16 protein-coding genes are annotated in these 19,226 nt (G+C 66.7%); 7 read left to right on the forward strand and 9 right to left on the reverse strand.

Translation table 11 applies throughout. From position 1 onward, the window contains the following. Positions 1-300: 300 nt before the first annotated feature. Positions 301-1,053 (forward strand): glutamine amidotransferase, encoded by a 753-nt coding sequence (locus ABQZ09_RS17970; RefSeq protein ID WP_184558096.1) that lies wholly within the window; start codon positions 301-303, stop codon positions 1,051-1,053. 59 nt (positions 1,054-1,112) lie between these two features. After that, positions 1,113-2,012 carry a BPSS1780 family membrane protein gene (locus ABQZ09_RS17975; protein ID WP_039412276.1) on the forward strand — a complete coding sequence of 300 codons (900 nt, stop codon included), beginning with the start codon at positions 1,113-1,115 and terminating at the stop codon, positions 2,010-2,012. Between the two features lie 102 nt (positions 2,013-2,114). On the opposite strand, the gene ABQZ09_RS17980 is transcribed toward ABQZ09_RS17975, so the two are convergent. The 5 genes from ABQZ09_RS17980 to ABQZ09_RS18000 form a co-directional block, all read right to left on the reverse strand. Then, entirely contained in the window at positions 2,115-2,708 is a 594-nt protein-coding gene (locus ABQZ09_RS17980; protein ID WP_349777545.1) for a hypothetical protein, read from the reverse strand. A gap of 30 nt (positions 2,709-2,738) precedes the next feature. Then, the gene (gene tatC / locus ABQZ09_RS17985; protein ID WP_039412278.1) at positions 2,739-3,476 is read right to left on the reverse strand and encodes a twin-arginine translocase subunit TatC; all 738 of its coding nucleotides are present in this window, start codon (positions 3,474-3,476) and stop codon (positions 2,739-2,741) included. Continuing rightward, positions 3,473-4,123, reverse strand: a complete 651-nt coding sequence (gene tatB, locus ABQZ09_RS17990) for a Sec-independent protein translocase protein TatB (protein WP_184558099.1) — start codon at positions 4,121-4,123, stop codon at positions 3,473-3,475. Before tatB ends, tatC begins: the two co-directional genes overlap by 4 nt. A gap of 15 nt (positions 4,124-4,138) precedes the next feature. Next, positions 4,139-4,366: a Sec-independent protein translocase subunit TatA gene (gene tatA, locus ABQZ09_RS17995; protein ID WP_003484969.1), complete on the reverse strand. Its 228-nt coding sequence runs from the start codon at positions 4,364-4,366 to the stop codon at positions 4,139-4,141. A gap of 72 nt (positions 4,367-4,438) precedes the next feature. Beyond that, a complete protein-coding gene (locus tag ABQZ09_RS18000; protein ID WP_047694171.1) occupies positions 4,439-5,338 on the reverse strand; it encodes a lipid-binding SYLF domain-containing protein in 900 nt (299 codons plus the stop codon). 152 nt (positions 5,339-5,490) lie between these two features. On the opposite strand from ABQZ09_RS18000, the gene hemH reads away from it, so the two are divergent. Continuing rightward, positions 5,491-6,456 carry a ferrochelatase gene (gene hemH / locus ABQZ09_RS18005; RefSeq protein WP_184558219.1) on the forward strand — a complete coding sequence of 322 codons (966 nt, stop codon included), beginning with the start codon at positions 5,491-5,493 and terminating at the stop codon, positions 6,454-6,456. Continuing rightward, entirely contained in the window at positions 6,453-7,325 is an 873-nt protein-coding gene (locus ABQZ09_RS18010) for an alpha/beta fold hydrolase (RefSeq protein ID WP_184558102.1), read from the forward strand. The genes hemH and ABQZ09_RS18010 overlap by 4 nt, the downstream gene beginning before the upstream one ends. A gap of 432 nt (positions 7,326-7,757) precedes the next feature. Here the strand turns inward: ABQZ09_RS18010 and ABQZ09_RS18015 are convergent, their stop codons facing one another. The 3 genes from ABQZ09_RS18015 to ttcA form a co-directional block, all read right to left on the reverse strand. Beyond that, the gene (locus ABQZ09_RS18015) at positions 7,758-8,543 is read right to left on the reverse strand and encodes a YgjP family zinc-dependent metalloprotease (RefSeq protein WP_166744519.1); all 786 of its coding nucleotides are present in this window, start codon (positions 8,541-8,543) and stop codon (positions 7,758-7,760) included. Positions 8,544-9,614: 1,071 nt separating this feature from the next. After that, entirely contained in the window at positions 9,615-10,520 is a 906-nt protein-coding gene (locus ABQZ09_RS18020) for a recombination-associated protein RdgC (RefSeq protein ID WP_039408990.1), read from the reverse strand. A gap of 60 nt (positions 10,521-10,580) precedes the next feature. Next, entirely contained in the window at positions 10,581-11,498 is a 918-nt protein-coding gene (gene ttcA / locus ABQZ09_RS18025) for a tRNA 2-thiocytidine(32) synthetase TtcA (protein ID WP_184558105.1), read from the reverse strand. 783 nt (positions 11,499-12,281) lie between these two features. Here ttcA and xylA point away from each other — a divergent pair. Next, positions 12,282-13,619, forward strand: coding sequence for a xylose isomerase (gene xylA, locus ABQZ09_RS18030; protein ID WP_228315031.1), 1,338 nt, complete (start codon positions 12,282-12,284; stop codon positions 13,617-13,619). Positions 13,620-13,834: 215 nt separating this feature from the next. On the opposite strand, the gene ABQZ09_RS18035 is transcribed toward xylA, so the two are convergent. Further along, positions 13,835-14,902 (reverse strand): LacI family DNA-binding transcriptional regulator, encoded by a 1,068-nt coding sequence (locus ABQZ09_RS18035; protein WP_349777546.1) that lies wholly within the window; start codon positions 14,900-14,902, stop codon positions 13,835-13,837. 176 nt (positions 14,903-15,078) lie between these two features. Between ABQZ09_RS18035 and ABQZ09_RS18040 the strand changes: the two genes are divergently transcribed. Both ABQZ09_RS18040 and ABQZ09_RS18045 read left to right on the forward strand, forming a co-directional pair. Continuing rightward, positions 15,079-17,265, forward strand: coding sequence for an alpha-glucuronidase family glycosyl hydrolase (locus ABQZ09_RS18040; RefSeq protein ID WP_349777575.1), 2,187 nt, complete (start codon positions 15,079-15,081; stop codon positions 17,263-17,265). Continuing rightward, positions 17,262-19,226 (forward strand): sialate O-acetylesterase, encoded by a 1,965-nt coding sequence (locus ABQZ09_RS18045; RefSeq protein ID WP_349777547.1) that lies wholly within the window; start codon positions 17,262-17,264, stop codon positions 19,224-19,226. Before ABQZ09_RS18040 ends, ABQZ09_RS18045 begins: the two co-directional genes overlap by 4 nt.

Consider the following 19,226-nt stretch of genomic DNA (forward strand, 5'->3'; position numbering starts at 1 on the left):
CGTGGAGGGCGCGGCTTCGCGTCGAAATTCGGTCAACCCAGCCATGCCTCTCCCGTTCAAGCAGGCCACGGCATCCTCAGGCCGCGACGCGGCGAAACGCGCCGACAATCCAGTCGCGCCGCTATCTGCCGATATCGAGGGCATGTCACCGCCGTGGGTGATCCCGTCGACCCCGACTGGAGGGAATCAAGACATGTCATTCGGCAATGACGCGCAGGGCCCATCCGGGGGAGACGCTTGAAACAAAGCCGCCCCTGCCGCCTACAATCGGGCACATCTGTCGTGTCCGGATCTTCGCGCATGTCTGTTTTGCCGTTCCTGATCATCGAAACCGGGCAGCCCGTGCCGGAGATGAAGCGCTACGGCCGTTTTCCGCACTGGATTCGCGTGGCGGCGGGGCTGGCCGAGCATGAAACGGTGGCCATCGACGTCGCCAATGGCGATCCGCTGCCTGATCCGGCTGACTTTGCCGGCGTCATCGTCAGCGGCTCGGCCGCCTTCGTCACCGACCGCGCCGACTGGAGCGAACGCAGCGCCGGCTGGCTGCGCACCGCCGCGCACCAGGGCATGCCGTTGCTGGGCATCTGCTACGGGCATCAACTGCTGGCGCATGCGCTGGGTGGCGAGGTCGACTACAACCCGGCCGGGCGCGAGTCCGGCACGATCGCCCTGGAACTGCATCCGCCAGCCGGGCAGGACCCCTTGTTTGCAGGCCTGCCGGCGCAGTTTCCGGCCCATGCCACCCACCTGCAGACGGTGGTGCGCGCCCCGGACGGCGCCATCGTGCTGGCGCACTCGCGCCAGGACCGCTGCCATGCGTTCCGCTGGGGCCGGGCCACCTGGGGCGTGCAGTTCCACCCGGAGTTCGCCACCCACCACATGCGTGGCTACGTCCAGGCCCGCGCGGACTGCATTGCCCGCCACGGCCATTGCGCCCGCACCGTGGCCCGTGAGGTCACCGCCGCGCCGGTGGCCCGCAAGCTGCTGCGCCGGTTCGTGCACCACGCCCGCGGCCTGCAAACAGTGAACGCTCGTCCCGCCGCGCACACGTAAAAGCAGCGATAATCGCGTCACGCCGGATGGTCCGGCGCGCGTATCGATCCGGAATGGGAATGAGCGAAATTCGCAAGGTGCCGGCATCTGCCGGCGCAGAATGGCTGTTGACCGGTTTCTCGCTGTTGAAGCGGGCGCCGCTGGCGCTTGGCTCGCTGGGGGTGATCTGGAGTGTGGCCGCCTCGCTGGTGGTGTCGCTGTCGGTGCTGGTGCCGCTGCTCGGCCCGGCCCTGCAGTTCCTGCTGGTGCTGGCCGGCCCGCTGTTCATGGGCGGCCTGCTGTGGGCGATCCGCGAGGTGGACGAAGGCCGCGTCGCCAAACCGTCGCATCTGCTGCATGGCCTGCAGGACGGCCGCGCGCCGCATCTGCTGGTGTCGCTGCTGCCACAGCTGATCGCCGGCCTGCTGCTGGGTGTGCTGTTGTTGGCGATGATCGGCGCCAGCGGGCTGCAGCAGTTGTCCGAAGTGATGGTGAAGATCAACCAGATCAGCCAGTCCGGCGCCCAACCCGACCCGGTGCAGATCGAGCAGCTTGCCGCCAGCCTGCCGGCCGGGCGCATCCTGCTGTGGCTGCTGCTGACCATCGCCACCTTCGCGGCGATGACGCTGGCGCTGTTCGTGATGCCGCCGCAGGTGATGTTCGACCGCAGCACCGGCGGCCACGCACTGCGCGAAAGCCTGCGTGCCAGCCTGCACAACCTGCCGGCAATGCTGGTGTTCTTCGTGCTGGCTTTCATCGCCATCTTCGCGATCTATTTCGCGGTGATGATCGTGGCGCTGATCGTCGGCCTGGTCGCCGGCCAGACCGTGGCGATGTGGCTGGCCCAGCTACTGCTGATGGCGGTGCTGATGCCGGTGTTTGCCGGGTCGGTCTACGCGGCGTGGAAGCAGATGTTCACCCACGAAGGCGCCGCCGCCCAGCCGATCAAACCCTCACGGCCGGATGTGTTTGCGGCTTGATCTTGCGAGCCGTAGGAGCGCACCTGGGCGCGACGAAGCTTTCCCAGGAACGCCCGTCGCGCCCGGGTGCGCTCCTACGCAATTCGACCTGTCCGCGTGGTGTCAGTCTGTCCGATTGAGTTCCACGCGAACGGCCGTGATGCAGTCGGGTATGTCGCCGAACGGCAATGGATGCGCTGCAAACACGTTCTCGTAAATGATCACCTCTGCACCGGAGCGGGTTTCGCGAAGGTGTCCCACGCCGCTGAAGGACGTATTGGCATTCTCTCTCAAGGTGGCATTACGGCCGTGGAAGAAGTCACTCGCAGCGTTACCGCATGTATCGATGCGTACTGTCAGCTCGCCATACATCGCGCTGATGAAGTCGTGTCGTTCGGTGCCGAATAGCTGAAACGGATCGACGGTGTTGTAAATCAGCAACACCGTCGGCATGCCGGCACCGGCAGCCGCGCGTAGCTGCCCCCGCGCTTCGACAATCTTCTGGCGCACATGCCAACCGATCGTCCTGGACCACACGCCATCTGGATCGATTCCGCGATCACTCTCGATCTGCTTGATCTCCACCGCCACCAACGTGCTGCCAAGCCACACGTGATAGTCGGGGGTACGGCTGGATGTCTCGGCAATCCGCTGGCAGTACAGCCGATGATGCGCGCAGAATGTTTCAAACAACTGCTCTGATGTGGTTCTTTGCATTCCCAGATCAGCTCGCAGACCGAGCGCGAATTAGGCGCTCTTCGGCCCTACCGCACGCGAGGCAATGATGCCCAGCTCATACAGCAGGCACATCGGGATGGCCAGCATCAGCTGCGACACCACGTCCGGTGGGGTAAGCACGGCGGCCAGGATGAAGATGCCGACGATGGCGTAGCCGCGGCCTTCGCTGAGTTGCTTGGGGCTGACCCAGCCCAGCAGCACGAGGATCACCAGCGCCACCGGCAATTCGAAACTCGCACCGAAGGCGAAGAAGATCGCCAGCACGAAGTCCAGGTACGAATTGGCGTCCGGGGTAATGGCGATCACGTCCGGCTTGAACGTGGTCAGGAAGTGGAACACCGCCGGCAACACCAGGAAATACGCGAACGCGCAGCCGATGTAGAACAACGCCACCGCCGAGGCCAGCAGCGGAAATGCCAGCTTCTTTTCGCGCTGGTACAGCCCCGGCGCGACAAACGCCCAGGCCTGGTACAGCAGCCAGGGCACGCTGAAAAACACCGCCACGAAGAAGGTCAGCTTGAGCGGGGCGAAGAACGCGCCGGCCGGGTTCATCGCGATCATGGTCTGCCCCAGCGGCAGCTGCGAGATCAGCGGCGCGGCCAGCCAGGAATAGATCGCCCGCGAGAACGGCAACAGCACCAGCAGCACCGCACCCAAGCCGATCAGGGCACGCACCAGGCGGGCGCGCAATTCGACCAGGTGCTCGATCAGACTGCTTTCGGCCTGTGCGTCGTCGAACAGGCTCACGGGTGCTTCTCCTGAATCCTGGCCGGGTCGGCCGGGGTTGGTGCGGTGGACACGTGCAGCGTGCCCGGCTCGACAGGCGGTGCGGCGGCCAGGCCCTGCGCAGGCGCGCTGGTGAGATGCGCTGCATGCGGTGCCGGTACCACGGGGTCATGCGGCGCCGGCACGACTGCCTGGTGGGGCGCCGGCGCAATGGGCTGTGCCTGTGCAATCACCGGCGCTGCCGCCGCCGGTGCGGCGATGGCAGCACCTGAGGCAGGCCCAGCAACCGGCTCGGCATCGGCGCCGGTCGACAGATCCGCATGCGCCAGCTCCAGTGGCGTGGCCACCGGCGTTGCGCTGCTGCGGATATCGATATCGCGGCCCACGTCGTCGTGCAGTGCGCGTGCACCCTGCTCCACCAGCTGCTGCTTGTGACGCAGCTGGTCTTCGGCTTCGCGCAGCGAGGCCTGCACGTCCTGCAGGCTGCGCTTGAGCTCCTCGGCTTCCAGCTCGCGTTCGAGTTCCTGCTTGACCGAATCCCACTGCGCGCGCGCGCGGCGCACCCACAGTCCGGCAAATCGGGCCGCCTTGGGCAGGCGCTCGGGACCGAGCACCACCAGGGCGACGATCGCAATCAGCGTCAGTTCGCCAACACCTATGTCAAACACCGACGCTGCTCCGGATCAGCGCGCGTCGCGGTCGCGTTCGGCCTGCGCCTCACGCGCCTGCTCGGCAGTGCGGGAGTCGTCACCGAGCTTGCCGGCCGGCTTATCGTCGTCGTGCATGCCTTTCTTGAATTCCTTGACCGCGCTGCCGAGGTCCTTGGCACCGCTGGTGAGCCGCTTGGTACCGAACACCAGCAACACGATCACCAGCACGATCAGCCAGTGCCAAATGCTGAAACCGCCCATGATCTGCTCGCTTGCTGAAAAGAAGGAAGGCGCAGGATACCCCAGCGCACCGTGCAGGGGGATGACAACGCCTCAGCGGTTACCGTCTAGTGATTCGGTGCGGATTTCACCATCGGACACCGGCTGGAACCCCTGCTGCGGCGGCGGGGTGGTGCTGGGCTGCATCGGCACCGTGCTGGCTTCGTTGGCAGGCGGCGGCGGTGCGGATTGCGCCGCCGGGGCCGCGCCTGGCGCCCGCGGCGGCACCGGTGCGGTGTCGTCGTCGCCATCGCTGGTGCGGTTGGCGCGTGCGGTGTAGGTGACCTCCTCCAGACGGTCGCGGAAAGCGATCACGTCGGTGGACGGGCGCTCGTTGGTGCGGCCTTCGAAGATCATCCGTGGGGTGGCACCCCCGCCATAGGCGTTGAGGTCGGCGGCATCGTCGATCTGCAGCACCGCGCCGTCCAGCGCCACGCCGGCAAACAGCCCGCGTGCGCGCGACCACGACCAGATCTCGGCCTTGAGCTGGCCGTCGGTGGCGGCCGCGGCGTTCCGGCCGACCGGACCTGCAGCCACGCCGGCATCCGCGCCGAGGGTGAACTTGCCGTTGACGATGTTGTCCAGGCTGCGGTCGTTGCGGAACACCAGCACCACGTCAGACGACTGCACGCCGGCCTGGAAGCCGATGCTGCCGCCGGTGAGCTTGACGAATACCGGCTGCGACCAGCTGCCGTCGGCGTTCTTCATCGACATCAGGCCGTGGCCGCGACGGCCGCCGATCACCAGCCCGGCCTTGAGCGTGTCGGGGATGACCACGATGGCGCGCGCCTCGTCGAGCAGTTTGTCCGGAATGGACTGCTCGGGAATCTTCATGATCTCGTTGAGCACCCGCACCGCATTACGTGCGCGCTGGTCTTCTTCCGGGCCGGCCACGGCATGGCCGGCGGCGAAGGTCAGCGACAACAACAGGGCCAGGCGCGACAAACGAGGCATGACAAGCTCCAGGGGACGATGCGTCAAAGATAGCAATGCCGCGACGTTAGTGGTGGCGCAATGAATCGGTGGTGAGCGCAACCGGCTGCAAGACGCGGCCGATCGCCGTCATTGGTGCAGTGTTCTCGGCAGTGCTGCCCGGCTCTGCCAGAATGGCCCGCATGAACACCACTCCCGATACCGCCCTGCTGGTCGTCAACCTCGGCACCCCCGAATCGCCGACCGCCCCGGCCGTGCGCCGCTACCTGGCCGAGTTCCTCAGCGACCGCCGCGTGGTCGCCATTCCGCCGCTGTTCTGGAAACCGCTGCTGTACGGAGTGATCCTGCCCGTCCGCGGGCCCAAGTCGGCCGAAAAATACGCCAAGGTGTGGTTACCCGATGGCTCGCCGCTGGCGGTGTATACCCGCCGCCTGGCCGATGGCCTGAAACAGGCGCTGCCCGACTGGCACGTCGAGTGGGCGATGCGCTACGGCGAGCCGGCATTGCGCAAGACGCTCGATGCCCTGCGCGCGCGCGGCATCCGGCGCATCGTGGTGTTGCCGCTGTATCCGCAGTACTCCACCACCACCACCGCCTCGATCCAGGACGTGGTGGATGCGTGGCGCCCGAGCGCGCCGGAGATCGCGGTCGAGGTGATCCAGGACTATTGCGAGGACGCCGGCTGGGTGGCGGCGATCGCCGACTCCATCCGCGCGCACTGGCAGGTCCATGGGCGCAGCGAGAAGCTGATGTTCTCCTTCCACGGCCTGCCGCAACGGGTGGCCAATGCCGGCGACCCGTACCCGCAGCAATGCGAGCGCAGTGCGCAGGCGATCGTGGCGGCGCTGGGCCTGGGCGCGGACGAATGGCAGATGGGCTACCAGTCGCGCTTCGGCGCCGAACGCTGGTTGCAGCCGTATGCCGAACCGACCTTGTGGGCATTGGCCGAGAGCGGCGTGCGCAGCTTCGATCTGGTGTGCCCGGGCTTTGCCACCGACTGCCTGGAAACGCTGGAGGAAGTGGCATTGGGCTTTGCCGAAACGCTGGCCGAACGCGGCGCCACGCTCAGCTATATCCCCTGCCTCAATGCCAGCGATGCGCACGCGCAGGCACTGGCTGCACTGGCGCGTCGCGCGTGAGGTTGGAGCCGTTTGCGTGCGAGCTGGCCATCGGTCGTATCACCGGGTTGCGCAGCACCGAGCGCGGGCCGCGCCGGGTGCTGGCCCTGCATGGCTGGCTCGATAACGCGGCCAGCTTCGTACCGCTGAGCACGCATCTGCACGCGCAGGCGCTGGATCTGGTGGTGCTGGATCTGCCCGGCCATGGTCATAGCACGTGGCTGCCGGTGGGCGCCGAGTACACGCTCAGCAGCGCGATCCACAACCTGTTGCAGGTGGCCGATGCGCTGGGCTGGGACCGCTTCACGTTGTTGGGCCATTCGCTCGGTGGCGGCGTTGCCAGCCTGATGGCCGCTGCCGCGCCGGAGCGCATCGAGGCGCTGCTGGTCATCGAGGCGCTGGGCGCCCTGGCCGAGCCGGTGGAGAGCACGGCCGAACGATTGCGCGACTCGGTGCGTTCGACGCGCACCCTGGCGCAGCGGCCGCTGCGGGTGTTCGCCTCGATGGAGGCCCCGGTGCGCGCACGCATGATGGCCAACCAGCTCACCGAGCCGGCTGCACGGTTGCTGGTAGAGCGCGGCCTGCGCGCGGTGGAAGGCGGCTACAGCTGGTGCACCGACCCGCGCCTGACCCTGCCCACCGCCATCCGCATGACCGAGGCGCAGATCGACGCGGTGCTGGCCTCCATCGCGTGCCCCACCCAGGCCATCTTCGCCACGCCGGCGCAGCCGTATTTTTCCGATGCGCTGCGCGATCACCGCGTGGCGATGGTGCCCGACGCGCGTCTGACGCTGCTGCCGGGCACGCACCATCTGCATATGGAAACCCCGGCACCGGTGGCGGCGGTGATCAATGGGTTTCTTGCGGATCTGCCGCAACCGCAGAGGTGATGCAGGCAGCTGCAAGGAGCGTGATGCGTCATGCGGCGCGTGGGGATTGCAATTGAGTGCTTCGACCGGTGGGATGCGCCCTGGACGTTTGGCGGTGCGGTTCGTGCCGACCCAACGCTTGGGGCGGACGATCGTGCGTTGTTCGAACAGGTCTGGTCGACAGCTTGCAACGCACGTCATTGGACAACGGCCCGCTCCTCGGACGCAGGCGTTGCCATGGCCGAGCGCGCCCTGGCGCAGCAGTTTGCCTGGCTATCACCGCTGGCCCGAAGGCACCTCGCCTGGGCTGCAGCGTACGAATGGCGCTAGCGGCCTTGCCGCGCGCCAAGGCAGACCGCGCAGTGGCTTTGCATCGCTGTTGATTGGACTTAGCGCGAACGGATCAGCGCGAGCGCTGCGCACCTGGCAGACGGGCATCGCTGCGGCCTTGCATCAGGCGACCTGCAACAACCGCCGCAGCTGCGCCTTGAGCTGGCGGCCGTGTTCGTGAAAGTAGCTGCGTTCGTCGCGCCAGGTGGGGAAGCGCCGTTCCACTTCGGCCCAGAAGGCCGGCGAATGATTGGCCTGCAGCAGGTGGCAGAGCTCGTGCACCAGCACGTATTCGAACGCGGACGGGCGGCCGAGCACCAGTGCCAGGTCCAGTGCCATCGAGCCATCCGGGGCGAGCGAGCCCCACTGCGAGGACATCACCTTCAAACGCAACCGTGCCGGTGCGCGCGGCAGGCCGGGGAGATAGGTGGGCAACCAGCGGCCGACATCGGCGCGGGCCTGCGCTTCGTAGAATTCCTTCAGTGTGCGACGTAGACCGGCATCGCCCAGGCGGGTGGGCACATAGAACTGCGCACCTGCATCGGTGATGTCGATGCGCGCGTAGCGGCCGTCGTGCCAGCTCAACGGCAGCAGCGCCCCGCGCAAGGGCAGCAGCCCCGGCACCCCGCGCTCCAGCGCAGGAAAGGCATCGACCTGCTGGTAGCGCGACAGCTGCGTGCTCAGCCAATCCAGGTGCGCATGCAGGAAGCGCTCGCCGGACACCAGGCTTGCACGCAGCGGCAAGGTCAACCGCGCGCCGCGCTCGTCGACGCTGAGTTTGATGCGGCGCGCGCGCGGATCGCGGACGCGCAGCACGTCGATGTCGCGGCCGTCCAGCTGCACGCGCACGCAGTCGCGTTCGACAACCTGCGACGGCGGCGCAATCAGGCGGCGGACGGGTTTGAACATGGGCACAGGATAGCGCTGCGATGTGTCAGGTGGTGAGACGGCGCACGTGATGCATTCGATGTTGGCGCGACTTAGAGCGACTCACCAGACGACCATGCCCACTGGCAGATGGGCGCAGCCGAATTGGGTGGACATGCGGCCTGGCTGCATGGCCCTGCCCTCGACCTCCGCAGGACGCACCGACGATACGTCTTCAAGAAAGCAGCCGACCAACGCTCCGGTGCGGTGTCCTCGCCGCTTGCGGGAGCATTGGCGGCGTGGATGCGATCAACGAGCCGTCATGGACGGGTTTTACGGCGTTTCCCGTGAGCGGTAAGGCGCCGCGCCCTCGACGTCTTTGCGTTTGCTGCAAGGCCCTTGCCCGCCCACCATCGCAGGACACGCCGTGAATCCGTCCCTGGAGGCTCTGGCGCGGCATCCATGCCGCTCAAGGTCCCGCGACGGTGAGCGCGCAAGGACCAGTCGAGTTGGTCGGTGCGCAGAGTCTTCAAAAAGCGATTAAATAACTGGCGACGCGGTGTCTTTGCTCTTCAACAAACCACTAGCCAACTGTCTGGTGCGGTGTCCTCGCCGCTTGCGGGACCGTTGGCGGCATGGATGCCGCCACCGAGCCCCCATGGACGGGTTAACGGCGTGTCCCGCGAGCGGTGACGGCACCGCGCACTCGACCGAGGCTGCGCGTTTGCTGCAGGGTCCTTGCCCGCCCACCATCGCGGGACACGCTGCAAGTACGTCCTTGTAAGCTCTGGCGCGGCATCCATGCCGCTCAAGGTCCCGCGACGGTGGGCGGGCAAGGACCAGTGGAGATGGTCGGTGCGCATGGATATGAACCAGCGGCCAGCAAGCTGCGACGCGGTGTCTTTGCTTTTCAACAAAACCACCAGCCAACTGTCTGGCGTGGTGTTCTCGCCGATTGCGGGACCGTTGGCGGCATGGATGCCGCCACCGAGCCCCATGGACGGGTTGAAGGCGTGTCCCGCGAGCGGTGAGGGCGCCGCGCACTCGACTCACCGCGCTTTTGACGCACGCATCGACTCGCGCCTGCCAATGCCGCCACAGGTCGAAACCCGGTTACTCCGCCTTGCTGAGCTTCAGCGCGGTTTCCAGCAAGAGGAACAGCCGGCGGATTTCGGCGCTCATCAGCGCAAAGCGTGCGTCGAGTTCGGCGCGCGCGCCGTCGTCTTCGCTGTGCTCGAGCTGATCCAGCGCGCCGTCGAGGAACTTGAGCTTGCGGATCACCAGGTCGTCGCCGAGCACGAAGGAGAGGTTGTCATCCAGCACCAGCGCCAGCTTGGTGACCTGCTTGCCGGCTTCCAGGTGCTTGTCGATCTCGTCGCCGCGCAGTTCCTGATGCTGGCACTTGACCACCGCGCCGCCTTCGATCGGGTCCTTCATTTCGCATTCTTCGCCCAGGCTCAGGCCTTCGGGCAAGGGCTCGCCGGCGATCCAGCCGGTGAGGATGGCGCGCGGGGCGACTTCGGCGTTGAGCGGCAGCGCCGGGAAGCTGCCGAGCGCGCCGCGGATCTCGCTCATCACGTTCTCGCCGCTCTTGCGGCTGGAGGTGTTGACCGCGATGTAGCCATGCTGCAGATCCAGGATGGCGTCGGTGCGCGAGCTCTTGACGAAGGCGCGCGGCAGCAGCTCATGGATCAGGTCGTCCTTGAGGCGCTTGCGGGCCTTGCCGCCGGGGCGACGGCCTTCCTTTTCCTCGATCTCGGCGACCTTGCGCTCGAGCAGATCGTTGACCACGGCGCCGGGCAGGATCTTGTCCTCGCCACCGACGGTGAGCCACAGGAAGTCTTCCAGGCGGTGCGAAAGCACTTCCTGCTCATCGCGGCCGAACGGCGAGATGAAACCGCGCGAGTTCATTTCCAGTGGGCCGACCGGCTTGAGCTGCACTGGCGGCAGCAGCGTTTCGATTTCGGAAAAATCCAGCGTGGTCGGGAAACGGAATAAAGTGAGATTGCGAAAGAACATGCGTAAGACCGAAGAAGACAAACGTGGAGGTGGGAGACCGACGGCGACCGGGCGGGCGCGTCAGTCGCTGTTGTGTGGGCCGTCGCCGGCGGCCAGCCAAGCGCCGCTGGCGTCGGGCACGGCCGCGGCGGCCCCGGGCGCGCGGCCCAGGCTCAGGAAATCGAACAGGCGATGGTCGGCCAGTTGCTCGGGGCGCACATCGCCCAGCGCGCGCGCGATCTGATCGACCCGCCCGGGTTGCTCGCGATCCCATTGTTGCAACATGCGGCCGACCTGCTGGCGCTGCAGGTTTTCCTGGCTGCCGCACAGGTTGCAGGGAATGATCGGAAACTGCCGCGCCTGCGCGTAGTCGGCGATGTCGGCCTCGCGCGCATAGGCCAACGGGCGGATCACCACATGCGCGCCGTCGTCGCTGCGCAACTTGGGCGCCATCGCCGCCAGGCGTGCGTGGTGGAACAGGTTCATGAAAAACGTGGCGACGATGTCGTCGCGGTGATGGCCGAGCGCAATCTTGGTCACGCCATGTGCCTGCGCGTAGGCATACAGCGCGCCACGGCGCAGCCGCGAGCACAGCGAACACATGGTCTTGCCGGCCGGAATCACCCGGCTGACCACCGAGTAGGTGTCCTGCTCAATGATGTCGAACGGCACCCCTAGCGCGCGCAGATAGGTGGGCAGCACGTGGGCAGGGAAATCCGGCTGTTTCTGGTCCAGGTTGACTGCCACCAGCGTGAACGGCACCGGCGCCTTGCGCTGCAGGTGCAGCAGCATGTCCAGCAGGGTGTAGCTGTCCTTGCCGCCGGACAGGCACACCATGACCCTGTCGCCGGCTTCGATCATGCCGAAGTCGGCAATCGCCTGGCCCACCTGGCGTTGCAGGCGCTTGCCCAGGCGCAGCTGTTCGGACATCGGCCGCTGGCGCGGGTTGCGCGGCGCGGGGTCGGCCAGGGGTTGCGGCAGCGGCAGGACAGCGGTCATAAGCCCGCCATTGTAGCTGCCGGGGGGATTGGGATTGGGTCGTGAGGCCAGGGTGGCTGCCCCCATCCGCCCTTCGGGCACCTTCCCCCGTAAACGGGGGAAGGGAGCAAGCCCTTGTTTGTGGCGAGCGCCTCCCACCCAGCGCTCTCCTGCCGGCCCTCTCCCAGCAGCTCCCTACACCCCGGCGCATCCCTCACCCCGGCGCCTCCCTCTCGTGGCCATTCCCTCTCGTGGCAGCTCCCTCTCCTGGCAACTCCCTCGCCCCCCGGCAGCTCCCTCTCCTGGTGATCCCTCGCCCGGCGGTTCCTTCTCCTGGCGATTCCCTTTCGTGGCAGCTTCCTCTCCCCCCAGCAGCTCCCTCGCCCGGCAGTTCCCTCTCCCGCATGCGGGAGAGGGTGCCCGAAGGGCGGGTGAGGGCCGCACGCCCCCGGCCCGCCCACTACCGGCCATCACCACACCTGGCCGCCACGCCACACTGCGTATCTCGCAGCGCAGCAAGCCTTTCGGCGCCGGGCTGGGTAAAGTCGGGCAGACCGCTTCACTCGGAATCGGCATGGAATCTCCAGCTTCGCTCCATCGCGCGGCTTTTTTCGGTCGCAATTGTGGTAGCGCTAACATTTTGCGTGGTGTGGGTCAGATCTTGCGCGCGCAGTCCCCGTTGGTGCCGACCGCGCGCGCTGTTGGCGCAGCGGCGGTGCACATGGGCGTCCCCCGCGCTGCGCGACTGGCCACTCGTTTGCAACACCCTTGCCTTCCCTCGCCTCCTTGCAGGAGTTCCACCCCATGAGCAACACCGTTTTCATCGGCGCCAAAGAGTATTTCCCCGGCATCGGCAAGATCGGCTTCGAAGGCCGCGACTCCGACAACCCGCTCGCGTTCAAGGTCTATGACGCCAACAAGAAGATCGGCGACAAGACCATGGCCGAGCACCTGCGCTTTGCCGTGGCCTACTGGCACAGTTTCTGCGGCAACGGCGCCGATCCGTTCGGCCCGGGCACGCGTGCGTATCCGTGGGATATCGGCAACAGCGCGCTCGATCGTGCCGAGGCCAAGGCCGATGCCGCGTTCGAATTCTTCACCAAGCTCGGCGTGCCGTATTACTGCTTCCACGATATCGACCTGTCGCCGGACGCCGACGATATCGGCGAGTACGAAAGCAACCTCAAGCACATGGTGGGCATCGCCAAGCAGCGCCAGGCCGACACCGGCATCAAGCTGCTGTGGGGCACCGCCAACCTGTTCTCGCACCCGCGCTACATGAATGGTGCATCCACTAACCCAGACTTCAACGTGGTGGCGCGTGCCGCGGTGCAGGTCAAGGCGGCGATCGATGCCACGGTGGAGCTGGGCGGCGAAAACTACGTGTTCTGGGGCGGCCGCGAAGGCTATGCCTGCCTGCACAACACGCAGATGAAGCGCGAGCAGGACAACATGGCGCGCTTCCTCACCCTGGCACGCGACTACGGCCGCGCGATCGGCTTCACCGGCAACTTCCTGATCGAGCCCAAGCCCATGGAGCCGATGAAGCACCAGTACGACTTCGACAGCGCCACGGTGATCGGCTTCCTGCGTCAGCATGGCCTGGACCAGGATTTCAAGCTCAATATCGAGGCCAACCACGCCACCCTGTCCGGTCACAGCTTCGAGCACGATCTGCAGGTTGCCAGTGACGCCGGCCTGCTCGGCAGCATCGATGCCAACCGCGGCAACCCGCAGAACGGCTGGGACACCGACCAGTTCCCGACCGACCTGTACGACACCGTCGGCGCGATGCTGGTGGTGCTGCGCCAGGGCGGGCTGGCACCGGGTGGCCTGAATTTCGACGCCAAAGTGCGCCGCGAGTCGTCCGACCCGCAAGATCTGTTCCTGGCGCACATCGGTGGCATGGACGCGTTTGCACGCGGGCTGGAAGTGGCCAATGCGCTGCTGACGTCTTCGCCGCTGGAGACCTGGCGCGCCGAGCGTTACGCCAGCTTCGACAGCGGCGCCGGTGCCGACTTTGCCAACGGCACCAGCACGCTGGCAGATCTGGCCAAGTACGCCGCCGGCAATGCGCCCAAGCAGATCAGCGGCCGTCAGGAAGCCTACGAAAACCTGATCAATCAGTATCTGATCCGGTGAACGTTGCCACGCGCGCGGCGTGGGACGCGGCGTGGATGGGACACCCCGCCTGCATTGCCCTGGCGGCAATGCAGGCGATGCAGCCACGCATCCAGATCGACGCCAGCGTGGCGCGTACTACGCAGGGGACATCACGCCGGCCACCGCAGGGACGCACAGGACATGCACAACCCGTCGGCGACTGCGCCCGTACTGCGGCCGCGCCGTCGCTCCTCTTACTCGGCCGGATCGAAAGGTGTCGGTGCGGCCACCGAATCCCGCTTGACCAGCAGGTGCGCGACCACATGATCGACCATCTTCGCCGTGCGCTCCTTGGCACGTATCGTCTTCAACAGGATGTCCAGCGCGGCATCGGCCATGGCGGCGATGGGTTGCTGCACGGTGGTGAGTTCGGGCCATACCGCCGTGGCGGCAGAGGTGTCGTCGAAGCCCACTACCGACAGGTCGCGCGGCACATCCAGCCCACGGCGGTGCGCGACCGAGATGGCCGCGGCTGCCATGTCGTCGTTGCTGGCGAAGATGGCACTGGGGCGGCGTTTGCGTGCCAGCAGTTTTTCGGCGGCGACCAGGCCGGATTTGTAGGTGTAGTCGCCCGGTTGCACCAGATGTCGATCCAGGCGCAAACCGGCATCGGACAACGCGGCCTGAAACCCTTCGAAGCGTCGCGTGCTGGCCGACAGATTCGGATGCCCGGCGATATAGCCGATGCGCGTATGCCCCTGTGCGATGAGATGCTCGGTGATCTCCTTGGCGGCGGCGAATTCATCGATCCGCACGCAGGCCACATCGGGGCTGAAGTGATTGGAGGCGATCGCTACCACCGGCACCTTGGCGCGCACCAGCTCCAGCACCGCGGCCCTGGACTCGCACAACGGCGGCGGCAGGATCACGCCGGCCACGCCCTTGGCAAGCTTGCGTGCGGCACGGCGCTCGGCATCGGCATCCAGGTCGTCCCAGCAGTCGATCACCAGCTGGATCGAGGTCCGCGAGGCCACGCGCAACACACCCAGCAACAGCTCGCGCAAATACGCGCCGCTGGGATCGCTGTAGATCAACGCGATGCGGGTGCTCTGTGCAGCGGCCAGCGCACTGGCAGCGAGATTGGGCGTGTAACCGAGCTTGTCGACCGCGCGCATCACCCGCTCGCGGGTGGCATCGCGGACACTGCCGTTGTTGTTGACCACACGCGAGACCGTCATCGGCGACACCTTCGCCAGCGCCGCCACCTCGTCGATGGTGGTCGCGCGACTGGTGCGGCGGACCGACTTCCTGATCTTCTCCAAGCGTGGCCTCTTCAGGTGACTGCGACAGCGGGCGGATGCTCGCGTGCTGCTGCCGGTACACGCGCGGCAGCCCGACATGGCGCGATGCAAGCCATGGTACCGGGAAGCAGACAGAGCGGCGAGATGCACTCACGCGCCTGCAGCCTGCAGGAGCGCGCCGCATGAGCGCATGCCGGATGGGCCGCGCGCGCGCGCGCGGGCATGCGCTGGCGCTGCTGTGGCTGGCACTGCTGGGTGCCGTGTTGGTACCGGTCGCCCCCGTGCATGCCGAAGATGGCTACGAGTTATGGTTGCGCTACCACACCCTGGGCAATGCCGCGCAGCTACGCCAGCACGCAAACACCCTGGTGGTGGCCGGTGATTCGCCTACGCTACGGGCCGCGCGGGAAGAACTGCAACGCGGTGTACAGGGGCTACTGGGCACCGCGCTACCCACCACCGCGACCGTCACCGCCGATGGCAGCATCCTGCTGGGCGCCGCGACCGCCCCGCAGCTGACGGCATTGAAGCTGAAAACCGATGGCCTGGGCCGCGAGGGCTATCTGATCCGCACGGTCAGCGTCGATGGGCGTCGCAGCACGGCCATCGTGGGCGGCAGCGATGTCGGCGCGTTATATGGCGCGTTTCACTTCCTGCGCCTGCTGCAGACCGGCCAACCGCTCAGTGCGCTGGATGTGCGCGAGGCGCCGCGCCTGCAGCTGCGCATGCTCAATCATTGGGACAATCTCGATGGCGTGGTGGAGCGTGGCTATGCCGGCGCCTCGTTGTGGAACTGGCAAACCTTGCCCGGCTATCTGGACCCGCGTTACACCGACTATGCGCGCGCCAATGCCTCGTTGGGCATCAATGGAACCGTGCTCAACAATGTCAACGCCAAGGCGTGGAGTCTCACGCCGCAGTACCTGGACAAGGCCGCGGCACTGGCGCAGGTGTTTCGTCCCTATGGCATTCGGGTGTTTCTCAGTGCGCGCTTCAGTGCGCCGATCGAGATCGGTGGTCTGAAAACTGCCGACCCACTGGACCCGCAAGTGCAGCGCTGGTGGCGCAACAAGGCCGACGAAATCTATGCGCGCATCCCGGATTTTGGCGGGTTTCTGGTCAAGGCCAATTCCGAAGGCCAGCCCGGCCCGCAGGATTACGGACGCAGCCATGCCGATGGCGCAAACCTGCTGGCCGATGCGCTGGCGCCGCATGGCGGGGTGGTGATGTGGCGGGCCTTCGTCTATTCGCATGAGCAGCCGGACGACCGCGCCAAACAGGCGTACAGCGAATTCGTGCCGCTGGATGGCGCCTTCCGCGACAACGTGATCGTGCAGGTGAAAAACGGCGCCATCGACTTCCAGCCACGTGAGCCGTTTCACCCGTTGTTCGGTGCGATGCGCAAGACACCATTGATGCCGGAGTTTCAGATCACCAAGGAATACCTTGGCTTTTCCACGCATCTGGCCTATCTGGGCCCGCTATTTTCCGAGACCTTGCAAGCCGACACCTATGCGCGCGGCAAGGGCTCGACCGTTGCAAAGACCGTGGATGGCAGCTTGTTCGTCGATGGCAAACGCACGCGGCTGACCGGCATTGCCGGCGTGGCCAATATCGGTGCCGACCGCAACTGGAGCGGCTCGATCTTCGATCAGGCCAACTGGTACGCATACGGGCGGTTGGCGTGGGACCCGCAGCTGTCGCCGCAGGCCATTGCGCAGGAATGGGCGCGCATGACGTTTTCCAACGATCCGGCCGTGGTCGAACCGGTGGTCGGCATGCTGCTGCGCTCGCGCGAGGCGGTGGTGGACTACATGACCCCGCTCGGGCTGCATCACCTGATGGGGCGCGGCCACCATTACGGCCCGGCACCGTGGGATGCCGGCAGCGAGCGTCCGGATTGGGACCCGGTGTATTACCACCGCGCCGACCGCAACGGGATCGGCTTCGATCGCAGCGCCAGCGGCAGCAATGCCGTTGCGCAATATGCGCCGCCAGTCGCACGCGTGTTCGGCGATGTGCAGCGCGTGCCCGAGGCCTTGCTGCTGTGGTTCCATCATGTGCCGTGGGATCACCGCATGGCCTCCGGCAGGCCACTGTGGGACGAGCTGGTCTGGCGTTACGACCATGGCGTGGCCGAGGTGGCTGCGATGCGCACGACCTGGCGAGGCCTCGCCGGCAAGATCGATGCACAGCGCTACCAGCAGGTCGCCGATTTCTTGGCGATCCAGCAGGGTGAGGCGCAGTGGTGGCGCGATGCCAGCATTGCCTATTTCCAGAGCGTGTCCGGCCGCCCGCTGCCTGCCGGCGTGGCGCCGCCAGCGCATCCGTTGGCGTATTACCAGGCACTGACATTTCCGTACGCACCGGGGAATCCGAAGTGAGCGCATGCCGGCTGAAGGTGTTGGTCGCCGCGCTATCGGCGTTGCTGCTGCCGCGGTTGGTAAGCGCTGCAGATGCATCGCTGCTGCATCCGGTGTTCCAGGACCATGCGGTGCTACAGCGCGATGCGCCGATCCGCGTGTGGGGCGATGCGGCGCCGGGCGCACGTGTCACGGTGCAACTGGAGACGGCGCAGGTGCAGGTTCGCGCAGACCGGCAAGGGCATTGGCAGGCACGCCTGCCCGCGCATGCGGCCGGCGGCCCGTATCGCCTGACAGCCAGCACTGCCGACGGTGCGATGCAGCAGATCGATGATGTACTGATCGGCGATGTGTGGCTGTGTTCGGGGCAATCGAACATGGAGCTGCAGGTGCACCGCACGCTGGATGCACGCAGCGAGATTGCCGACGCCGACCACCCCAGCATCCGCATGTTCAAGGTGCCCGCGCAATCCAGCCCAACCCCGCAACGCGGCTTCGGTGGCGTCGCAACGTGGCAGCGCACCACGCCGGAGACGGTGAAGGAGTTTTCGGCCGCGTGTTACTACTTCGCGCGTGAGTTGCAGAAGACCGTGGACGTGCCGATGGGCTTGATCAACGCCTCATGGGGCGGCTCGCAACTGCAGGCCTGGATCGGCGACGCGCCGCTGCGTGCGGCCGGCGACGATGGCCCGGCACTGGATGTGCTGGCGCGTTACGCAACCGACCCGGTGGCGGCCGCGCCGCAGTGGGCCGCGCTGTGGGAAGCCTGGTGGCATGCGCATGGCGAAGGCGAACCGTGGCAGCCGGATGCGCCCGGCGACTGGCAGGGCGCACCGCCGGCACTGGGCGCATGGGACGACTGGGGCGTGCCGCAGCTGGTCGGCTTCAACGGCATGGTGTGGTACCGCACCAGCATCGAACTGACACCGGCACAGGCCGCGCAGGACGCGACGTTGTTGCTGGGGCCGGTGGACGAACTGGACCAGACCTGGGTCAACGGGCGCGGCGTGGGCAGCAGCTACGGTGCGGACCAGCCGCGTCGCTACCCGCTGCCGCGCGGGCGGTTGCATGCCGGGCGCAACAGCATCGTGCTCAATGTGCTCAACACCTATCGACGCGGCGGCTTGTTGGGCGATGCGCACTCGCGCGCACTGCAGTTTGCCGATGGCAGCATGCTGGCGTTGGATGCGCCATGGCAGTACCGCATCGTGCCGCCTGCGCTGGGCTCGCCACCGCGGGCGCCGTGGTCGTCGGCTGCCGGGCTCACCACCTTGTACAACGGCATGATCGCCCCGCTCGGGCACCTGGGCCTGCGTGGGGTGCTGTGGTACCAGGGCGAATCCAATGCCGGCGACGCGGTGCATTACCCGGCCTTGCTCAACGCATGGCAGCGCGATTGGCGACAGCGCTTCGGTGCGCAATTGCCGCTGCTGGTCGTGCAGCTGGCCAATTACGGCACGCCGCCCACCCAACCGACCGAAAGCGGTTGGGCGCAATTGCGCGAGGCGCAGCGGCGCTTCGTTGCCGACGATGCACACGCCGGGTTGGCAGTGGCGATCGATATCGGCGACCGCTACGACATCCATCCGGCCAACAAGCAGGAGCTGGGCCGGCGCCTGGCGCGTGCAGCGCGGCATGTGGTGTATGGCGAGGCGATCGCCCCGTCCGGCCCGGTGCCGCGCAGCCTGCAGCGCGAGCGCGACAGCGTGCGTATCCGCTTCGATGACGTGGACACCACCTTGCTGAGCTATGGCAACGACGCACCGATCGGCTTCGAGCTGTGCGGCGAGACTGCCGGCACTTGCCGCTATGCCAGCGCCACGCTGCAGGGTCACGATGTCAGCGTGCGCATCCCTTCCGGCATGACCGCAACGCGCGTGCGCTACTGCTGGGCCGACAGCCCGGTGTGCACGCTGTACGACCGCAGCGGCCTGCCGGCCGGCCCGTTCGAACGTCCCATTACCGCCACCCCTTCCCCCTGA

This window comes from Xanthomonas sp. WHRI 6106 (assembly GCF_040202405.1).
GTDB lineage: Bacteria > Pseudomonadota > Gammaproteobacteria > Xanthomonadales > Xanthomonadaceae > Xanthomonas > Xanthomonas cannabis.